15 protein-coding genes and 2 pseudogenes are annotated in these 21,124 nt (G+C 41.0%); 10 read left to right on the top strand and 7 right to left on the bottom strand.

Annotated elements, in window-relative coordinates; translation table 11 throughout:
- Window positions 1-48: 48 nt before the first annotated feature.
- On the bottom strand, window positions 49-1,065 hold the full coding sequence (locus H8A87_RS00905; protein ID WP_332460309.1) for an MFS transporter: 1,017 nt from the start codon (window positions 1,063-1,065) through the stop codon (window positions 49-51).
- Window positions 1,066-1,220: 155 nt separating this feature from the next.
- Between H8A87_RS00905 and H8A87_RS00900 the strand changes: the two genes are divergently transcribed.
- From H8A87_RS00900 to H8A87_RS00890, 3 genes are all read left to right on the top strand, one after another.
- On the top strand, window positions 1,221-2,003 hold the full coding sequence (locus tag H8A87_RS00900; protein ID WP_198688155.1) for a helix-turn-helix transcriptional regulator: 783 nt from the start codon (window positions 1,221-1,223) through the stop codon (window positions 2,001-2,003).
- A 606-nt stretch (window positions 2,004-2,609) separates the two neighbouring features.
- Window positions 2,610-5,669, top strand: coding sequence for an autotransporter serine protease (locus H8A87_RS00895; RefSeq protein ID WP_198688154.1), 3,060 nt, complete (start codon window positions 2,610-2,612; stop codon window positions 5,667-5,669).
- A gap of 188 nt (window positions 5,670-5,857) precedes the next feature.
- Complete coding sequence (locus H8A87_RS00890; protein WP_198688153.1) at window positions 5,858-7,360, top strand: trypsin-like serine peptidase; 1,503 nt, start codon at window positions 5,858-5,860, stop codon at window positions 7,358-7,360.
- A gap of 72 nt (window positions 7,361-7,432) precedes the next feature.
- Here the strand turns inward: H8A87_RS00890 and H8A87_RS00885 are convergent, their stop codons facing one another.
- The gene (locus tag H8A87_RS00885) at window positions 7,433-8,179 is read right to left on the bottom strand and encodes a class I SAM-dependent methyltransferase (RefSeq protein ID WP_198688152.1); all 747 of its coding nucleotides are present in this window, start codon (window positions 8,177-8,179) and stop codon (window positions 7,433-7,435) included.
- A 154-nt stretch (window positions 8,180-8,333) separates the two neighbouring features.
- On the opposite strand from H8A87_RS00885, the gene H8A87_RS00880 reads away from it, so the two are divergent.
- Window positions 8,334-9,503 carry an MFS transporter gene (locus tag H8A87_RS00880; RefSeq protein WP_198688151.1) on the top strand — a complete coding sequence of 390 codons (1,170 nt, stop codon included), beginning with the start codon at window positions 8,334-8,336 and terminating at the stop codon, window positions 9,501-9,503.
- On the opposite strand, the gene H8A87_RS00875 is transcribed toward H8A87_RS00880, so the two are convergent.
- A complete protein-coding gene (locus tag H8A87_RS00875) occupies window positions 9,487-10,401 on the bottom strand; it encodes a LysR family transcriptional regulator (protein ID WP_198688150.1) in 915 nt (304 codons plus the stop codon). The two genes, H8A87_RS00880 and H8A87_RS00875, sit on opposite strands and share 17 nt — an antisense overlap.
- A 121-nt stretch (window positions 10,402-10,522) precedes the next feature.
- On the opposite strand from H8A87_RS00875, the gene H8A87_RS00870 reads away from it, so the two are divergent.
- On the top strand, window positions 10,523-11,137 hold the full coding sequence (locus tag H8A87_RS00870) for a LysE family translocator (RefSeq protein ID WP_198688149.1): 615 nt from the start codon (window positions 10,523-10,525) through the stop codon (window positions 11,135-11,137).
- Between the two features lie 189 nt (window positions 11,138-11,326).
- Here H8A87_RS00870 and H8A87_RS00865 read toward each other — a convergent pair whose 3' ends face one another.
- Complete coding sequence (locus tag H8A87_RS00865) at window positions 11,327-13,276, bottom strand: pyridoxal phosphate-dependent decarboxylase family protein (protein WP_198688148.1); 1,950 nt, start codon at window positions 13,274-13,276, stop codon at window positions 11,327-11,329.
- A gap of 468 nt (window positions 13,277-13,744) precedes the next feature.
- On the bottom strand, window positions 13,745-14,641 hold the full coding sequence (locus H8A87_RS00860; protein ID WP_198688147.1) for a dimethyl sulfoxide reductase anchor subunit family protein: 897 nt from the start codon (window positions 14,639-14,641) through the stop codon (window positions 13,745-13,747).
- 268 nt (window positions 14,642-14,909) lie between these two features.
- Here H8A87_RS00860 and H8A87_RS00855 point away from each other — a divergent pair, with 268 nt between their 5' ends.
- A complete protein-coding gene (locus H8A87_RS00855; protein WP_198688146.1) occupies window positions 14,910-15,665 on the top strand; it encodes an FNR family transcription factor in 756 nt (251 codons plus the stop codon).
- 127 nt (window positions 15,666-15,792) lie between these two features.
- Window positions 15,793-16,737, top strand: a complete 945-nt coding sequence (gene uspE / locus H8A87_RS00850; protein WP_198688145.1) for a universal stress protein UspE — start codon at window positions 15,793-15,795, stop codon at window positions 16,735-16,737.
- 206 nt (window positions 16,738-16,943) lie between these two features.
- Here uspE and H8A87_RS00845 read toward each other — a convergent pair.
- Together H8A87_RS00845 and H8A87_RS00840 are read right to left on the bottom strand one after the other, a co-directional pair.
- A pseudogene (locus H8A87_RS00845) lies at window positions 16,944-17,282 on the bottom strand (EamA family transporter); the annotation flags it as partial.
- 143 nt (window positions 17,283-17,425) lie between these two features.
- Window positions 17,426-18,343 (bottom strand): tyrosine-type recombinase/integrase, encoded by a 918-nt coding sequence (locus H8A87_RS00840; protein ID WP_408646853.1) that lies wholly within the window; start codon window positions 18,341-18,343, stop codon window positions 17,426-17,428.
- A gap of 753 nt (window positions 18,344-19,096) precedes the next feature.
- Here H8A87_RS00840 and H8A87_RS00835 point away from each other — a divergent pair.
- From H8A87_RS00835 to H8A87_RS00825, 3 genes and pseudogenes are all read left to right on the top strand, one after another.
- Window positions 19,097-19,672, top strand: coding sequence for a TerD family protein (locus H8A87_RS00835; RefSeq protein ID WP_198688143.1), 576 nt, complete (start codon window positions 19,097-19,099; stop codon window positions 19,670-19,672).
- A gap of 47 nt (window positions 19,673-19,719) precedes the next feature.
- Window positions 19,720-20,679 (top strand): annotated as a pseudogene (locus H8A87_RS00830) (vWA domain-containing protein); the annotation flags it as partial.
- Between the two features lie 126 nt (window positions 20,680-20,805).
- The gene (locus H8A87_RS00825; protein WP_198688141.1) at window positions 20,806-21,018 is read left to right on the top strand and encodes a hypothetical protein; all 213 of its coding nucleotides are present in this window, start codon (window positions 20,806-20,808) and stop codon (window positions 21,016-21,018) included.
- The last annotated feature ends 106 nt before the right edge of the window (window positions 21,019-21,124 follow it).

The following is a 21,124-nucleotide window of genomic DNA, read 5'->3' as shown; positions in this document are numbered from 1 at the left end:
TTGCAGAGGATAGCATCGTAATGGCAACAATCAGGGTAATGAAAGACATCACATAGAGTAATGAAAGACATCACATAGAGTAATGAAAGACATCACATAGAGTAATGCGCCGATGACAATGGTTTTACTGCCAAAATGTTTAACCCAATAAGGGGCATTGAGTGAAGATAGAACAAATCCTATGCTGGCGGGAGCAAAAATTAATCCGGCATCAAATGGATTGAATCCTAAGCCATTTTGTAAAAATAACGCGAAAACAAGAAAAAATGAGCTGGATGTGGAATAAACAAATAAAACCAATAAACAACCTACGCTAAATTGTTTGTTTTTCAATAAATAAAAATTGAATAGTGGTGTTTTTCCTCGGGTAACATAACGTTTTTCATAACGTGCGAATTGTAGCAGCGTTAAACAAGCCAAAAAGAGTAACGCCCAGCACCATATCGGCCAGCCTAATGTTGGCCCAATCAACAGTGGCAGCAATAAGGCAAAAATACCCATACTGGAAAGTGCCACCCCAACCAAATCTAACCCCGATTTTTCTTGTGCAATACTTTCGTTGATATAACTTGAGAAGAGCAAGACCAATAAGCCGATTGGGACATTAATCAAAAAAATAGAACGCCATTGTAAGTTCCATAAATTGGCAGAAATCATCCAACCACCTAAGGTTTGTCCAGCAATGGCGGCAAAACCTAAAGTCATTCCCAATAACCCGAATGCTTTGCGGCTGTTATCTCCGTCAAAGCTGACACGAATACTGGCATAAACCTGTGGAAATAACAGCGCTGAGGATAATCCTTGTAAAAACCGGGCTAAAATCAAAAAATTCGCTGTGGGGGCAAGGCCACAAAGCAATGATGTCAAAGTGAAAGCCAATATCCCTAACCTGAACAATCGTCGCCGACCAAATAAATCACCTAAGCGCCCTCCCGTAATCAATAACAAACCAAATCCAATTTCATAGATCACAATAACCAGCGTAATTTGGAATAAACTCGCCTGTAAGTGTGATTGAATATTGGCAATGGCAATGTTGACAACAAAAAGATCAAAAATAGTCACAAATCCGCGGCTAAAAGAACTGATAGGGTTAAGTAATCCTTCCTGGTCATGATGTGAATCCTCACAATATTTGAGATAGACGGATTCTAATAGCCCTATTAGCCTGTTACAATTTAACAAATTATACTATTACTAAGAGTAATGGGTTGAAATAAATGACAAAGTTAAAGCGTTCCCGTACCGAATTAGCTAATTTTTTACGCGCTAAAAGAGAAAGCCTTAACCCTGAATCTGTTGGATTACCCAATATTGGTCGGCGTCGCACTCCAGGGCTAAGGCGTGAGGAAATTGCAGTTTTAGCAGGCGTTGGTGTAACTTGGTATACATGGCTGGAACAAGGTCGGGAAATCGGAGTATCAGCCACTTTTTTGGATAATCTTGCTAAAGTCTTAAAACTGAATACTGCTGAACGAAGGCATTTATACCTGCTGGCGCATATGCGGGAGCCTGTAGAAACTGGACACACATGGTGTGTTGTTTCTCCGCTTATCAAGCGGCTTATGAATGATTTATCTCCCCATGTAACTTATGTGCTGAATTTGCATTGGGATGTCCTGGCCTTTAATCAGCCAGCAGATGAGTATTTTCATTTCAGCCAAGTTGAAAGGGAACAACGCAATTTCTTGTGGTTATTGTTCACCAATGAGCATTATCGTGAGCTATTGTATCACTGGGAACAAGATGCTTATCGTTTACTGGCCAGCTTTAGGCGCGATTATGCCCTTGCAGTTAAAGACAGTTATATTCAGGATCTCGTTAATAAGCTGCTTCAAACATCACCTGATTTTTATGATATGTGGCATAGACATGAAATCTATGAACCCTGTAACGGTGTACGGGAGCTGAATATGAATGGACAAGTAATTTCTTTCGATTACACATCGATGATTATTGATTTGGAAAGGCATTTGCGATTGATTGTTTATGCCATAAGTTGAACGATTCAGTTCGATTAAAACTAATGTTCCTCTCAATATTGCAATCACTATTTAATCAAGCATCAAGTTATTTTGTCTCCCCCTCCCTTTTCAGTAATTCCCAGGACATTCCTACAAATAATATTTTTTTCAAATATATTTAAATGTAAAAAATAATGAATAGGTGGATAGAATTATTAAGTATCTTGATAGAAACGGCCGTGGAATAAATAATCTCCTTAGTGAGCGCTGCCAAAAACACCCCATCAAAAAATAACATTATAATAACAATATTATTCATCTTAATCTCCTACCCCCCTAAATTTATTGGGCTATAACAAATCAACCTGCTATGCGGATCCTTTTTATTTTTGTTACAAAAGAGTTATAAAAAAGTTAACATCCATTATTGCATTTTGGGTTTAATTATTATGCTATAGCACCTTGCTGGCAGAAAATATTATGGTTGAAATTGTCCTATACGAAGTCGAAGAATATGGGATGAGATCGCCACTGCCTGCTTATTACAATTTATATCATCGGTTTTATTAATAAGGACCTTTCAAGGAGCGATGTACCAGATAGCGAATTGAAAGCCGCCACTTTATGAAAAATGGATATATTCTTATGAAAAAAAACAATTCGGCACGACCGATCTTTTTGTGGATGACATTATTTTTTGGACTATTACCTGTTAATGCGTCAATGGCTGCTACAGAATATCAGGAACAGGGTAAAAAAAATTCACCTGATAGTTGGCTATCAGAGGAATTTAATCATCAATGGGGATTGGCCGCTATTGGTGCTCACTATGCTTATGCCCGCGGTTACACGGGGAAAGGCATTAATGTTGGTGTTCTGGACGAAGCTGTTACCAACCATCCTGAGTTTGCAAACAAACTGAAAATCCTGAGCCCAGACGACATTTGGAATTACGATGAAAATCCCTACACTGGAGTTATCAGTTTCGGCGCCCATGGTAACCATGTTGCAGGAACTATTGCGGCAAACCGAGATGGCAAAGAAATGCACGGCGTGGCATTTGATGCAGGTTTAATTACTGGGAAATATTTGCAAAATACACATAACCGCACAGAAGCCATGATCCAAAGTAATGCCCGCGTTATCAATAACAGTTGGGGTGTTCGCCCTAAGTTTAATAGGGATAAATACGGTAACCCTAAACGGAGAGAAGATGGCACGATCGATTACGTTGAGATCACACTGCAAGATGTCATTAATTATGCCACACCGATTAAAGATGATTTGGACCGATTAAGCCGTTCCCCAATTCCAGAACTCGATGACTATACCATCAGAACTGCCGGCCTATTACGTGCGGCACGTCATGGGAAATTAGTTGTTTTTGCTGCGGGAAATGCAAATAACTATAACGTCACTTGGTTACATGCGGGTATGCCGTATTTCTTCCCTGATGCATTGAAAAACTACCTTAGCGTGGCCAACCTGACCAGAGAAAATAAGATTAATGCCTCATCAACTAGCTGCGGATATACTGCCAGCTATTGTTTGTCCGCACCAGGTACAAAAATTTACAGTAGCACGGGTGATTTCATTTCTAAAAAAAATAATGGCGAAATTGACGAAAATGCTTTAGAGAATGGTGAACTGACGATCGATCCGACCTATGACACCTACACGGGCACATCAATGGCATCACCCCATGTGGTTGGCGCCGCCGCTGTCTTGATGCAACGTTTCCCGTACATGACCGCTGGCCAAATCTCCGATGTTCTCAAAACTACGGCAACCGACTTGGGTCCTCTCGGCTTGGATGACATGTATGGTTGGGGAATGTTGAACCTGAAAGACGCCATTGATGGCCCAAAAATGTTCATCACTGAGAAAGATATTCCCAATAAATATTACATTCCCGGCTCCTATACTGAAACCCAGTTTATCGCCAATATTCCGGGTATCGGCGGCTTGGTTGAACGAGGCACCACTGTAGAACGAGTATGTAATAGTATTGAGTGTGCCTATGACAGTTGGATCAATGACATTCGTGGTCACGGTGGGTTGACGAAAACCGGTAGCGGTATCCTTGAACTTGCCGGTAAGAAGAGCATCTATGAAGGGCCAACGTTGGTAGAACAAGGTTTGTTACAGGTTAGCGGTTCCATAACCTCGGATGTTACTGTGCAAAACGGCGCCACTCTCGGAGGTGCGGGTTCTGTCGGTTCAATCATGGCCAACACTGGAGCTAATATTGCACCGGGCAACTTAAACTCAAGCGGTACGCTGAACGTTGATCGTGATGTTATCTTCCAAGCCGGTTCACGTTATCTGGTAGAAGTTGCACCAAATAGCCAAGGTCATAGTGATCGCATTCGCAGCAATGGATTAGCAACGCTGAAAGGTGGTGATGTACAGGTCACGTTGGAAAACAGCAGTAACCTGCTATCGAAGCAAGAAGTTCGTAGCCTGCTTGGTCAGCAATACAATATCCTGCAAGCAAATCTTGGTATCAACGGTCAGTTTTCTGCCGTAGCACCAAACTATTTATTCGTTGGCACGACGCTTAGTTACCAGTCTGACCGAGTGATGTTGGATATAAAACGCAATTCCACCACATTTGCCAGTTTGGGTGCGACGGTTAACGAACGCGCTGTCGCTAATGCGGTTGATAAACTGAGTCTAGGCCACCCCGTTTATGAAAGTATCTTAATGTCTGATACGGCTGTACAGGCCCGTCAAGCATTCCAACAACTTTCTTCCGGGCAAATTCATGCTGACATCGCTGCGGCACAAATCAATAGTAGCCGCTATCTGCGCGATACATTGAATACCCGCTTACGTCAGGCAGATGGTGGAATCACCGGGCAGGATATCAAAGCGGATGGGAACGGTGCTTGGGTGCAGGTCATGGGCAACTGGCAACGTGCTAATGGTAACAATGAAGTCAATGGTTATCGTGTGTCCAATTATGGCGTGCTACTGGGTGCCGATGGAGAACTGGGTAATGATTGGCGGCTCGGTGTAGCCACCGGCTATACTCGCTCTTCTCTGAACGGGGGTTATAGTACTTCAGCACGTAGTGACAATTTTCATCTGGCTCTATACGGTAGCAAGCAGATTGATGCTCTGGCGTTACGTGCTGGTGCCGCCTACAGTTGGCATCGTTTCGATACAAAACGTTCAGTTGCCTTTGGCAGTCAATCCGACAACTTGAAAGCCAAATATGGTGCACAAACTGGACAATTGTTTACTGAAGCGGCTTACGGCATTAATACTTCTCGGCTGAATTTGGAACCATTCGCCAACTTGTCTTATGTTAACTTCCGCAACGATAGTATCAATGAACGCGGTGGTGCCGCTGCACTGAACGGTAACAAGCAATCGAAAAATGCGACCTTCTCCACATTAGGTTTACGTGTCGACCAAAAATGGCAGACTGAAAATGAACTTACTGTGGGCGTATATGGCGAATTGGGTTGGCAACATCAGTTTGGCAATGTAGATCGCGGCACCAAATTGAGTTTTAGCAATAGTAATGCCACATTTACTGTCAACAGTGTTTCAGCAGCGCGTGATGCCGCCGTAATCAAAGTAGGTACGGAATTAGGTATCAATGAAAACACTAAACTGTCACTGGGATATAACGGTGTTCTGTCAAGCAGCCATAAGGATAACGGTGTGTTCCTGAATGCCAATTGGCGATTCTGAACAGTAAAGATTTGAAAGATGAAAGGGTTTTATCAATAACAAAAACTCACTACTGGCAATGGCTGGCGGTGAGTTTTTCTTTTTAGGGCGTTTGTATCTACTTTAATACAAATCACTTCGGTAGCACTGAATAATAATTAAATATAATAATGAATTTAAGTCATTAATATATCCAAAGGAGGAAAATCGTGGCTTATAATAAAATTATATTAATCAGTTTGTTATCTATTTCAGCGGGTTCAAACGCTTTACCTTTCGCGACAGCAAAGGATAATGGTGCTCCGTTAATGAAATCAACCGATCCCGGCGCTGAAAAATTCAGAACCGTAGGTAAATTCATGGGAGGATCACACTGTACCGCGACCTTGATTTCTGGTGAAAATATATCGAGTAAAGATACGCCAGCATTGATACTAACCGCAGGACATTGTGTAAATAGTGGTGTGAGCACAAATGACGTGATCATTGATCAGCCAGCGGCTGAAAATTGGGAATACACCCCGGATTATTTCATTGATAAAAAAGACAGTTTTTCACCAATAAAAATCAACCGTATTTTATATTCAACGATGAAAAACGAAGATATCGCGGTCTTACAATTGGATGCGACTTATGGTGATTTAGCTAAAAAAGGCTATCATCCTTTGAAGCTGAAGAAAAATCTTGATATGAAACATCAACCCATTGTGCTGACTCATATTCCTGTAATAGGCGTTGATTACAATTACGCTTATCTCAGAAAGTCTGAGTGTAATATCACCGGAAAATCACCATTATTGTATGAAGGTGGCGCTCCGTGGATTTGGTCTCCGGTTTTCTCAGTTAACTGTGCTGGTGTCGTCGGCGGAACGTCTGGTTCCCCTGTTTTTGAGAAAGGTAAAACAAACGTTATTGGGGTACTCAATACAACAACAACACCAGAAATGACTGGCTGTGGTGGCAACAGGCCTTGTACTGTTGAGAACAATAAAGGTGTTCCAGAAGAAGGTGCTAGTTATTTCATTCCTGTAGATACTATCGCTAATGCACTAACCAAGGATAATAAGCTAGATCTGTCTAAACTTGAGAATAATAGTGGTAACATTTTGGAAAAAAGTACACCTTGGGCATCTTGGGTGTCTCAAAGTGTTAATCCTTTTGACGGTGAGAAAGCAAAATGGGATGTCATTATCAAAAAAGGGGCCAACGTCAAGAATATTCGATATAAAACAGGGTTAATCAGTGAGGTCGATTGTGCAGATGACGCTGGATATGGTGTTCCAGTTCCTGCCAGCCAAAACCCGCTGGAAAACCTGCTAGTTCCTGAGAAGGATGGAATCTATAAGCTCTGTGTTATTAATCAGAATAACAATGGCCAATGGCAAAATACAAAAGACGCTTCAGTCATATTGCGGGAAATTGATAATACTCCACCATCAATAAAACCCACTTTAAACAAGAATGATCATGGAAGTGATAAGTGGTATATAACTACGGAATCCAGTCCATATGAAGTGTCGAGTGTGCATATCAAATATGGTCCTAAAGCGACAACTAATTGCGACGATAAAACAAATTACAACTTTTACTGGAGACCCGTAATTCTGGCTAAATCTGAAGCTCCATGGCGTGTTTGTGCATATGGCGAAGATATGGTACGGAATGCCGGCCCGATTAATGTACTTGATATTGAAGCAGCTGCTACTAAGTAAATACTTACAAAATAAACAATGAATTGAGACGTGGGATAGTGGAAAACCACTATCCCGTTTTTCCTTATCTTTTCACTCATTTTTTCTGGCAATAAAAATCATTTCTTCTGCCTGATCATGATAGGCGTCCCCTTGCCAGTTGCCTAATACATCTGTCGCGATTAGGTTTGCTTCAATGAGTGCTTGCTGAATGTCATCAACGCTGGCAAATGTAATTGCTGAACATGCCTGATGCTCCTGTTTATCATTTAAAATCTGGTAATAAGTGCCGTAAGTAACGATATCATCGTCGATTCGAAAATCATTCCATGCCAATATAGGGCCTAATGTCGGGTGGAAAAACTCGCGTTGAGAATCTGTTGCTGTCCAAGTCAGCCACTCCTTTACTAAAGGGTTACGGCTATCAAAGATACATTTTCCCCCTTCTGCCAAGTGGTCATGAATACGTTTCAGTACGGCGACCCGATCTTGATGAGTTAAAAACACTTGAAAGGCATGGCCGGATAGAATGATTAAGTCAAACTTCTGAGGTAATGCCAACTGTTTAGCATCAGATTGTATCCACGTAATTCGTGACCCCGCTGGTTTGGATTGGGCAATATTAAGCATAGGGCCCGCAAGATCACTGCCAAATATCACTTTATCGGGATAAGTTAGGGCAATTTTATTGGTAAGCATTCCCGTACCACAGCCAAGATCTAAAATGGCATGTGCATTTTTTGCGAGCTCAATATAGTAATCATAATCTGGCGTCCATTCGTTATCGAAATCATAAAATTGGGCTAATTTGCTATCCTGATAGAGTCGATCAATTGTCATGTCTGATAAACCTTAGTATCATTTTAGATCTCTCCCGAATATCTTGTTTTTCTCTATACCATCATTTCATCAATATTAAACATTACTGCCGAAAATTCCACCAGTTAAAACTACTTATACCCATTAATCCTATTTCTATTAAAGGAAGCTGAATATGTCGTCACGTATTATTTTGCCTATCTTGTCACTCGCTGTATTTTTCGTTGGGGCGATGGAATTTATGTTATCGCCTATGCTTCAGCCATTGGCTGAAGCGTTTAAAACAACAACAGACAAAACAGCTTGGCTAATATCCAGTTATGCCCTCGCCTACGCATTGGCCGCACCTATATTCGGCTGGTTGTCTGATCGGATAAATCGACGCAAATTGTTGCTGGCATCCTTGCTGATTCTTTCACTTGATGGATTGGCACTGACAGTTGCGCCCAATTTGGAGATTGCATTCGGATTGCGTATTTTTGGTGGCATTGCTTCCGCAGCCTTGATTCCTACAGTTTTTTCGTTAATTGCGGAAGTTTTTCCACTTCACAAACAAGCATCAGCAATGGGGATCGTTATGCTCGGTATGACGGCGGGTATTGCAGGTGGCCCCGTCTTGGCTGGTGTTTTGACGGAGTTATTTCACTGGCAAATACCATTTCTGGTGAGTGCAATAGGATGTCTTTTACTTTTTTTCTTAAGCAAAAAACGTATTTTAGCCCAGGTTAGTGTTCGAAAAGTAGAACATCAAACAATAACTTTTCAATGGATACGTCAGGGAAACTTAATGCGTCCCCTTATTGCGAAGGGATTTTGGAATGGCACGGCAGTATCTACTGTTATGTTGGCCGGAGAAGTTCTGAGACAACATTATGACTTGGGAACGGGCGCGGTTGGTATCTCCGTTTCGGCATTTGGCATCGGCCTTGGTCTGGGTAATCTCTCCGTGAGTATCGTGAAACGTCTGTATATCAGAGATGAATGGATTATTTTGCTGGCGATAGTATTACTTTTAGCGACTAGTTCCGCATTTATGTTAATGCCGCTGTTCTTACTCTTTAGCCTTAGTTGCCTGATGTTATTTGGATGTGCACTTGGCATTGCGGCCCCGATAAGCACTTCTATTCTGGCAAATCGAGCGAAACAGGATAAAGGACAAATATTGGCAGTTTCAGAAAGTTTGAACAATCTGACAATCTTATTTTTACTCCCTATCGCTACCATGCTGCTGACACAACATAGCGTTGCAGTAACAATGATAATACTGGGGAACTGTTTAATCATGGGAATCGGACTGACACTAAAAGACCTTTTGGTGACACCGTCACTTAGCCAAGGCCGGTAAAATGATGGTGACAAAGATCAGCGAGTTGTGAATGAGTTTCATGGAATGCTTTTTTTAGCCATTCAAGAAAGATAGTCTGCGGTGTATTGGCTGCAAAAACATCAGGTGATATCAGGTAATACGCTGAACCATCTGGAATGAAACCGTAAGGTGCACTTACTCGCTTATTACGCAGCTCTTGCTCAATCATGTATATGGAACTTATCCCGACACCGTGCCCGGCCATCACCGCTTCCAATAAAATATAAAAGTGTTCAAACCAGTGTTCATGCTGCTTTTGAATAATCTGCTTGTTGCCTGACATCCAATCATTCCACGCATCAGGGCGAGTATGTGTATGCAATAAAGCCAGTGGTTGATGCGTGATGACTCGATTTTCTGCATCCGGTAAACAAATCGGCCCTATCCACTCTCTTCCCAATCGTTCAGCAACATAACGATTATTCCAGATAAAATCATTGCGACGAATGGCTAAGTTCACCGAATTTCGTGAAAAATCGATATGACCACCACCGGAGACTAAATGGATTTCGATATCAGGATGATTTGTTTTAAATATCATCAATTTGGGAATGAGCCATTTCATCATAATTGTAGGTTCACAAGAAACAATTAACGGCGTTATTTGCGAGGTCTGCTGGAGTTCATCAATTGTTAATGTTAGAAGCCCAAATGCTTGTTGGCAGGCTTGTTTGAGTTTTTCGCCTGCCGGGGTCAAAAAAATTCCTCGGTTTCTGCGTTCGAACAATACAACGTCCAAAGCAGTTTCTAACTGTCGGATCTGACGACTCACGGCTCCTTGTGTCACAAATAACTCTTCAGCTGCTTTGACTAAACTTTGGTAACGAGCTGCGGCTTCAAACACTCGCAATGAATTCAGTGAAGGGAGATTTTTCATTACAATCCTTTATCGTTGATTTTTTCTCAATCATTCTAGCGTAAATTAATCGTTATTCTTTCGTCAAAAAAATCAAGAGAATAAGTTATCAAAATATGACGAACGATGATCAGAGGACATAATGACAGAATTAATCGCAGTAGCCATTATTACCATTCTTGCCGTCATCAGCCCAGGGGCTGACTTTGCGATGATCACCCGTAATAGTTATCTTTATGGCCGACGGGCAGGCATACTGGCAGCCTTTGGGATCGCATCAGGTATATTGGTGCATGTTGCTTATACTATTCTTGGCATTGGTATTCTGATTGCACATTCCCCCAATATATTGCTCACCATAAAAATTGCGGGAGCGATTTATCTTATCTACATTGGCTACAAGACAATTACATCAAAAACGGAAATTGATGTTGATATTAACTCAACAAAAAATGCCTCAATTACCGTGTTTAGAACAGGTTTTCTGACAAATGTCTTAAATCCCAAAGCAACGCTTTTTGTTGTCAGTACATTTACTCAGATTATTTCATCATCAACCAGCATCGGTTTACAAGTTGGTTATGGAATTTTTATGTCCCTTATGCATCTGCTCTGGTTTATTGGTGTTGCTATCTTTTTTTCTCACCATAAACTCAGAGCTGCAATGTTAGAAAAACAAACCATGCTCAATCGAGTCATTGGCGTTATTTTGATGGGATTGGGCGTTTCTTTGGGTGTGATCCCTATCGCTAATTGAAAAAACAGCTATAAAGTTATCCATATGCCAATCAACTTTAATGCTAAAGAAAACAGATATATCTATTCTGGTCGTGAAGCCCAACAAGATAACAAAAAAGGCTTGGGAATTACCCCAAGCCTTTTAGTAATTGGTATCTATATTTTAATCAATTAACATCCAAGCGCTTAATATGCAAACTTCCATTTATTAACCAATAAATGGTACATCAATACCCGATATCAGCCATGCTTTTTTCTCTTCCTCATCAACCAGCTGATTCAATTTCTTAACAAAAATAGTTTGAAGCTGCTGCCAGAACTCTTCAAAGTGTTCTTCATTACGTAAACAGTAAGTCATTACCGCCGCTCGTAATACATAGATACGACGAACTTTTTCCCATTCGCTACGACTAAAACCACATTTCTCCGCATAGTGCCATGGTGTATCACCATACTCTTTGTAATCCAGGGTCGTTGATGATGTGAGAAAATCGTTGGTATAAGCACGTCCTGTTGAATATGAGCAAAGTTCATAGAGCCGCTTGTTGAGGGCATTATGGTTGTTTAGATTTTCGTTACCGATTTCTTTGAATGTAAAATTGATCATATGGAAATCAGGGGATGGCATGATATGCGCTTCAAATCGGTGCTTACCTACTTCTATTGGCGGCAAGTTTGCCAGCTTATTCAACAATCGTTGTGCTGTGACGATACCAGCAGCAATCACTTTTCCATAGCCACTGATATTTAGAGGTAATAAGCGATGAGCCGCCCAAAGCGCTGCCGCCGTTGCTCCCGCTTTTGAACCTTCCATGATAGATGAACCAAGCATTCCCCGATTTCTGGCAGCAGAATTCGTTTGATCATTGTGTTCTTCAAAGACATAAGCTGCACGGGAAGAGATCAAATCGAGAATGCGTTTGTCTTTCATGCAGATGGCACCAGCAGTATATTGAATAAAGCCAACTTTATGTGGGTCAACGGTAATCGAATCAACTTCTTTCAATGCCTTGAAACTTTTATAAACTTCGGGTTTTGGCCAGCTGATGTTTTCCGACATAATTCCCATCGAACGATGATGACTAGCCAGCTCATCATATTCTACAAATTCTCCTTGCTCATTAAGGAGCATGGCACAAGCGTATCCCGCATAAGCAGCATCAACATGGATATAGAATGACTCGCCATAACGCTCCTCACACTCCTGCCTCAATGCAATAACTTCATCAATCCGATCAATCGCTCCAACTTCAGTCGTTCCCACCACGGCAATCATCGCTAAAATTGATTCGCCTTGTTCAATTAAGTCAAAGGTGATTTTGCGCATTTGGGTAACGTCAGTTTGATAGTTTTCATTAACAGGCAATGGAATGATGTTTTCCTGACCAATACCGAAAATATCTGCCGCTTTCATCCAGGAGTAATGTTTGGATTGTGGAACCAGTAGTTTGCCTAATGTTTCCGGTTTAACTCCAGTGCCTCGGCACGTCATATCGCGTATTTCTTCAAATATTCCGCGTTGTTGTAGCTCACTGATTAAATCCAGAACTTCAGCCGTTGGCATATTCATCAATTGCTTAGGCGTTTTATGACTGACCAAATCTTTCGCTCTAGGGTGCTGAGATATTGCAAAAGATAATGTTTTTAAATTCCTGGCAACCCATAATCCTTCATAGTTAGCCACTGTTCCGCCAGAAGTAATGTGTCCCCAAGATTGCTGAGGGTCATAACCAAACATGCGGCAGAGATCCAATCCCGATTCAAGTTCTAGCTCTGTAGTTGTGGGAGACGCTTCATAACTACAGTTATTCGGGTTGTACATCATGGCCATGACGTAGGCAAGATTAGAAACCATCAAGGTATCACTGTTAATGTGGCCAAGATAACGGGGGGAGAAAAAAGGAATTGAAGTATTTTTCAGTTTTGCTGATAGCTGATTTAAGATCCCTTCTGTCCGATAAAGGGTTTCTCTGTAGTTATGTTCATAACGATCAACTGATGTGATCAAGGCTGAATCTCCGGGATGAAAACCTGAGCGCCAGTGCATATGTTCGCTAACTGCATAGTCCATCATTTCTCTAAAAAAAACAGCATTCTCTGATTTTGGACCTAAAAACAACGCATCTACATTTAAATTCGGATGAAGTGGCTTAGTCATATCACGCAACCTTTTAAAGGATCTTTTGTGTTTTGTAGTAAAGTGAAATTTATAAACTTATTAATAATATTTTTTTATTTTCTATGTAACGACAGAATCATTGTGATGATGATAAAAAGCACACAATAACCGATTGAAAATAAATTGTTTATTTTTCGATCTGCGCATAAAAAACATTCTGCAACATATGTTAGAACAATCTATTTTTATAGATATAAAACATAGTTACTAGAATATTAATAATAAATTAATAATTAACTTTAAATTTGTGCGCTACCACAAAGAAATGAGAAGAATATCTCATAATACTGAATTGGGAATATTTCTATATGAAACTATAAAAATAATGATATTCACGTACAACATGCTCGCACATAACAGAAAACGTGACCACGTCACGTTTTCTGTTATGTGGATATGTGAAACGAAAAGAACAGGATAATCAACTGAGGTAGTATGAGTTATCTATCAGACGTTGCACACAATAAAAAATGTATATTGATTAATCAATTCTGCTATGAACATGAGGATTACACCAACAAGAATAGAATAATTATTATAAATCAACAGGATATCCCTTGCTTTCCATAAGGCATAAGTCCAGATTGCCATTGCAATAATATATAAACACCATGAGATCATTCTCAATCCAAAAGCACTTTTGATATTCAGTTCAGCTTGATGTGGGAAAATAATATTGTCATTAACTATTGTGGCTTCCGCTAACCACTCCATATAGGCAGGATGTTCAATCAACCGCACTGTTACACTAATAAAAACCACAAGTAGAGCTGCCATCACCAATTTGGTAGGTAATTTTCCTCGAATGTATTTTCTTAACGGACAGCCGATAAACAATAACGCCAATGCAGGCCCTAACGTAAATACCGCACCATAGAACAAAAAATAGGTATTAATGTTTGTCCATGTGATCATGGCACTATTAACGTAAATAATTGCCATATAGTGGAGGTTGATTAAACCAATGACGCCAATCACCATCATAATATAAACATTCGCTCGCTTTGTAATCACAAACAAAAGTGTATATAAGATAAGCAACCCAAAGTAGATAGCAGCAAAGGCCGTTTCTATGTTTACCCATTCCTGCATAACATTACGCAATGAGTGATAAACACTAAATGGATATTCCAAAATGTTCAGAGAGGCGACTAGCCCTATCCCGGCCAGCATGCTACTTACTAATAATGCTCTTAGTAAGATTTTTTGCACAAGAATAGTCACTGAATGTTGCCATGTGTTTAATTCGTGCTTAAACCAGTAAATATAAAGTACGCTCATCAGTACAAGTCCCACTGAGCTTTGTACTATCATTGTAAATGCAATCAACAACCATTCACTCATGTCAACCCTATTCCATTTATCTGTAACCAAACTACATCATCGACGCGTATTAAATCCATATATTATTAATTCAATTTCAGTTTGATTGAGATGTTATATTGAGTGGCTAAAATTTTACGCAAGTTCGTCGTTAATCCCAAAAAAATTTCATTTTTTTTCGCTAGTGATGATGATAAATACCGTGATTAATGGGTGTATCTAGCTCTTATCAGAGCTACCTAAATATGTTAAATTTACGCATATCAATCACTTCTAATGAGCATTCCCTATGATCCCGGAAAAACGTATTATTCGTCGGATTCAATCTGGTGGTTGCGCAATCCATTGTCAGGATTGTAGCATTAGCCAGCTCTGCATTCCTTTCACCTTAAATGAACATGAGCTTGATCAGCTTGATAATATCATCGAGCGTAAGAAACCCATCCAGAAAGGTCAAACGTTGTTTAAGGCTGGTGATGTATTGAAATCACTCTATGCTATCCGTTCTGGGACGATCAAAAGCTATACTATTACTGAGGAAGGCGACGAACAAATTACCGGTTTTCACCTTGCTGGTGATTTAGTTGGATTTGATGCCATCATTAACACTGAGCATCCAAGTTTTGCCCAGGCTTTGGAAACGTCAATGGTATGTGAAATTCCATTTGAAACACTGGATGACCTTTCTGGGAAAATGCCTAATCTCCGTCAGCAAATGATGCGTTTGATGAGTGGGGAAATTAAAGGTGATCAGGAAATGATCCTGTTGCTATCCAAAAAGAACGCAGAAGAAAGGCTGGCTGCGTTTATCTATAATTTGTCACGCCGTTTTGCACAACGAGGCTTTTCACCCCGTGAATTCCGCCTGACCATGACCCGCGGCGATATCGGCAATTACCTCGGTTTGACTGTTGAGACAATTAGTCGTCTACTTGGCCGTTTCCAGAAAAATGGCATTTTGGCGGTCAAAGGTAAGTATATCGCAGTCGAAGATATGGATAAGTTGACTCAATTGGCAGGTAAAACTCCCGCTAATGTGTCCTAACGTTATCTAAATTTTAAGCCAGATCACTATATTTTGCTGATCTGGCGTTCTTTTACCCTGTTATAGTTGTCTATATTGGTTTATCTTTTGTGTAAAAGAGGCATCCAGACTCTGCGAGGAACTCAATATGGCAAACTACCAAAACCTCCTAGTTGCAATTGATCCCAATCAGGATGAGCAGCCTGCATTAAGGCGTGCAGTCTATATCGTGCAGCGTAATGGTGGTCGCATCAAAGCGTTTTTACCTATCTATGACCTTTCATATGAAATGACCACACTACTTTCTCCAAAAGAAAGAAATGCCATGCGCAAAGGTGTTATTGGTCAACGAGTCGCTTGGATAAAACAACAAGCCCATTACTATCTTGAGTCAGGAATTGATATTGAGATTAAAGTGGTTTGGCATAATCGTCCTTATGAAGCCATCATTCAAGAAGTTATCACTGGAAACCATGACTTATTATTGAAAATGGCACATCAACACTCCCGATTGGAATCCATGATTTTTACTCCACTGGACTGGCATCTGCTACGTAAATGCCCTTGCCCTGTCTGGATGGTAAAAGATCAAATATGGCCAGAAAACGGTTCTGCTGTTGTTGCAGTCAATTTATCCAATGAAGAACCTTACCATAGTGAATTAAATCTGAAATTGGTGCATGAAACGCAAGATCTTGCCAATCGAATTGTAAAAGAACCGCGGATTAACCTTGTTAGCGCTTATCCTGTTGCACCTTTAAATATTGCAACTGAACTTCCCGATTTTGATCCAAGTGTGTATAACAAGGTATTACGAGGCCAACATTTGATTGCTATGAAAGAATTACGACAAAAATTCTATATTGATGAGCAATATACACATGTTCATGAGGGCGTACCGGAAAAAATTATTCCTGAAATTTGTGATAAATTAAATGCAGGTGTGGTTGTTTTAGGTATTCTTGGCCGAACTGGATTATCCGCTGCGTTCCTTGGCAATACAGCAGAACATGTTATCGATCGGCTAAAATGCGACCTACTGGCAATTAAACCTGATGGATTTTCCTGTCCTATCAGTGTGAATGACGAGTAACGAATTCAGTGAGAGAAGACTGTTAATAGATTGCCCGAATTGGTTTCGGGCAATCATAAAAATCCAATAAAAAATCCGATTATGGTCACCTGTTGAGGTCAATCGGATTTAAAAAATTAGCAACTCTAGTTATCTGGAGTGGTTTTCGTGTTTTAAATTCAGCACATAATAACTATGCTAAATATGATAAATTCAGTTACTTGAATTTATTTAAGATTCTTAATAGCCTCTGTTCCTTTTTTACGAAAAATAATATCTAGTATGGCAATCATTCCAATGATACTTAAAATAGATAACGCATTACCTAAAAATAAATAATCCATTATTGCTGTTACACCCGGAACAAGATAAAACAAGCTGGTGACATTAACCAAATTACCTGTCTTGATAAGTCGATAAAATAATAATTGAGCCGCTACAGAAATAACCAGACCAAGCCACAATGCTGGAATGATAAACCCTATAGCAGGTTCAATATGAAAAGGCTTGAATGGCACAAATAATAGACACATCAGTAAACTGACGCCATATTGTAAAGGCAATACCAAAGAACATACCTTGAATAAATGAATATTATGCCTCTGATGTAAGATCATACAGAGGCAAAAGATACTCTTTTCGAGCTGATATTTTGAATTCGTAAAGAAAGGATTATTAACGTTGGCCAAAGGATTGAGTGTTTTTCTAGTCAAAAATCCAGATTTCGAGCCGCCTTTCTTAGGCGTTCATCTCCACGCCGATCATACTTTTGGGTTGTAGTGATACTTGAATGGCCCATCGCGTCTTTGACGGTCACAATATCTTCACCATTGTCCAGCATGGCTGATGCAAATGTTCTTCGCAGATCATGAGGAGCAAATTTTTCCAAATCACTTTCCATTCTGCGTGTCTCAAGAATGTGATAAATTGCCTGATCGGAAAGTCGGTTATCAGTTACATCATCATGGCGGCGAATTCGGGTAAAAAGTGGCCCAGCATGATCACCGCGCACTTCCTCTACCCAACGGTTCAAACGTTCCCATGTTCCTTCCGGCATATAGGATAAACGTTCTTTATTCCCTTTTCCCATGACTCTCAATGCTTGTTCACGGCGAATAATATGTTTTATATCCAAAGAAATAATTTCTGACCGCCGAAGCCCACAACCTACAAGCACACCAATAATGGCGGCATCGCGCAAACCTTTTGTACTGACATCGTTTTCACAGGTAAAGAATAGGGTTTTTATTTCATAACGTTCTAGTGCTCTGCCTTTTGGCAATCTATTTCCTCTGACAGAACGCACCTGCTTTATATGCTGGAAATTATCGGTGTCGATTTGTTTCATTGTCCATGCTTCCAATGCAACACCTTTCAGAGCAGAAAGATAAGTATTGATTGTTGCTGGTGCTTTGCCCGAATCTGAAAGCATTTCCATGATAGCTTGAACGTGGTGACGACGTAGTGCACTCCAAGTACAATCCCGCACATTTTGGTATCCCAGCATTTTTGCCACGATATTCAGAAATGATTTCATCGTCTGACGGCTACGTTTTGATCCAAGACTGACAAGATATGCAATCGCGGGGTTGTCATATATTTGTTTTCCCGGAGCTGATAACGACATCATCATACCCTGCTCTTGTTGAGAGCCGGACAGTACAATCAGTGATTTTTTATCATCGTCATTTTCGGGATTATTTTTATTATGGCGGTTCAAAGCTGCCTCCTGACTTCAATGTCTACAGTTTGCCAAAAAAGTAACCCATAAAATAATGGGTGAACAGAACAAACATCTCCATCTGCCTATCCCTGAATGTCTATTTTTAGAACAATTTTAAAGCATCTTAATGGTGATGCCCCGTAAAAATTGGGGATGATTATTCACACCATTCTATTTTATAAAGCTTACTTTTTCAAATGTATATTTTAATAAGTAGAATGAGTTTCCATATGCTAGAGTTGATTTAACTTATTGTATAAAAACAATAAAGTTGTGAGTTTTCTGAATGGATCATTTTGGTATGATTCTTTGATTTCAGGTGAATTTCTATAATTGTCAGAATATAGTGATGTGATGGACCTCCCTCCTTAACGTAAGCCATACCACACTGATGTTAAGCGATCTGATCCAGAGAAGATTAGTATGAGTGGTAAGGGAAATCGTCCAAGGCGATGCCAATGCCCCCCGAACATTGACACCGAATGAGTCAGAAAGATTATTTTGGAAAGACGCTAATACATTGACCAATTTTTGTTGACCACTTCAGCCTCAACGCGTCATAATTTTTTGCTAGTACGCTGAAGTACCCCATCTCCCGGGGTAGATATTCCCGGGCAAAAAATAAATGAAATAATGAATGAAATTGAGGATAACACCATGGCAGTATCTCTCGTAAAAGGCGGTAACGTTTCTCTGACAAAAGAAGCTCCAGGTATGACCAAAGTGATCGTTGGCCTGGGCTGGGATGCACGTGTAACTGATGGCTCGGGATTTGACCTGGACGCATCAGTTTTCATGGTTGGTGAAAACGGTAAGGTATTGAGTGATAAACACTTTGTCTTTTTTAACAATACCACCAGCCCGGACGGCTCTGTTGTCCATCAGGGCGATAACCGTACTGGCGAAGGCGAAGGAGACGACGAGCAGGTTAAAATCAACCTGACTGGCGTACCTGAAGACGTCAAAAAAATCATCTTCTCTGTAACCATTTACGATGCTGAAGCCCGCACTCAGAACTTTGGCATGGTCAGCAACAGCTTCATCCGTGTTGTTAACGAAGACAGCAATGCTGAAATCGCCCGCTTCGACCTGTCCGAAGATGCGAGCACAGAAACCGCAATGGTGTTCGGCGAACTGTATCGCCACAACGCGGAATGGAAGTTCAAAGCGGTTGGTCAGGGCTTTGCTGGTGGCCTGTCTGCGCTTGCTTCACAGCACGGCGTTTCCGTTTAAATAACTGCTTCATTAAGCCCCGTCAAAGACAGGGCTTTTTTTAACCTGCTGGCCTGACGCAGCTGACCGTAGATGCCGCTGGTTTCCGTTTTAATGTTCCGCTGAATGGTCGGATGGAGAAAGCATTAATCCTCATCCAGATTTACCGGCATCAGGGACAGTGGAAGATCAGAGCTCTGGGTCAGGGCTTCAATGGTGGCCTTGCACCGTTAGCGATGAACTTTGGGGTTGATGTAGAGCAGGATCCGCAAACCACACCGACCCCGCCTCAGCCACCAGCTCCGACGTCTACTGTCAGCCTTGAAAAGAAACTTCAGACTATGGCTCCACAACTTGTCAATCTCGCCAAGCCAATCAAAGTCAGTCTTGAGAAACACCGCCTCAGTGACGTGACGGCCAAAGTCGCGTTTGTTCTTGATGCATCTGGTTCAATGATGCGCCAGTTTAAGCAGGGTAATGTCCAAAAGGTACTTGAACGCATTGCGGCGCTGGCGGTGCAGTTCGACGATGATGGCTCAATGGATATGTGGGGATTTGGCGAGCGGCATCGTAAGTATGAGGATGTCACTCTTCAGAACCTGAATGGTTACATCGAAAACCTTCAGAAGACAGACAAGAAGGGGATGTTTGAGATCTTGCCCGGGCTGGGCGGAACGAACAATGAACCGCCTGTCATGAAAGAAATAATCCAGTACTTCAAGGATTCTCAGGAGCCGGTATTTGTTGTTTTCATTACTGATGGAGGAATCAACAAAACGCGCCTCATTAAAGAAGCCATCCGGGAATCAGCCCAGCTACCGATTTTTTGGAAATACGTGGGTCTTGGAGGCAGCAATTACGGCATTCTGGAAAAGCTGGATTCATTTACCGATCGCCTGATAGACAATACCCATTTCTTCCCGATCGACAACTTTGATAGCATCTCGGATGAGTTTTTGTACGACATGCTGCTTGCTGAGTTCAGGGACTGGTTAAATGAAGCCAAGACGAAGCGGATACTGCGCTGAACATCAGAAAAAAACCGGCCTAGCCGGTTTATCTTTATAAAAGCGGAGGCGATTGTCTGAAAGATATAGGATGCAGATATCTTTCCATCAGTTCCTGTACTTCACGCTCAAGCTGTTCGCGCAAGTATGGACGGAGGAGTTTCGCTGCCCAAAATTCATCATGATTCATTCCACCTAGGAATGATGCCTGTCCAGCGAACAGACATCGCTGAACGCTATGCCTTCATTCACTGTGGTGGGAACTCCGTTGACGCTGATTGTGATTACTTTTGTGAGCAAATTTATTATGACAGCCATGTCAAGTATCCAGCCAGTGTTGCTACATTCATTACATTATAATCTGCTGTTCGGCCACACTAAGTGGCGTTCTTGACGGTATTTTCTGGGGAGGAACGCTGAATCTTTTTATTTCATGGTATAAGAATAGGAATAAAAGCACGTAATG

It is taken from the genome of Xenorhabdus lircayensis, assembly GCF_016306625.1.
GTDB lineage: Bacteria > Pseudomonadota > Gammaproteobacteria > Enterobacterales > Enterobacteriaceae > Xenorhabdus > Xenorhabdus lircayensis.
This window is presented reverse-complemented; position numbering and strand designations above follow the sequence as displayed.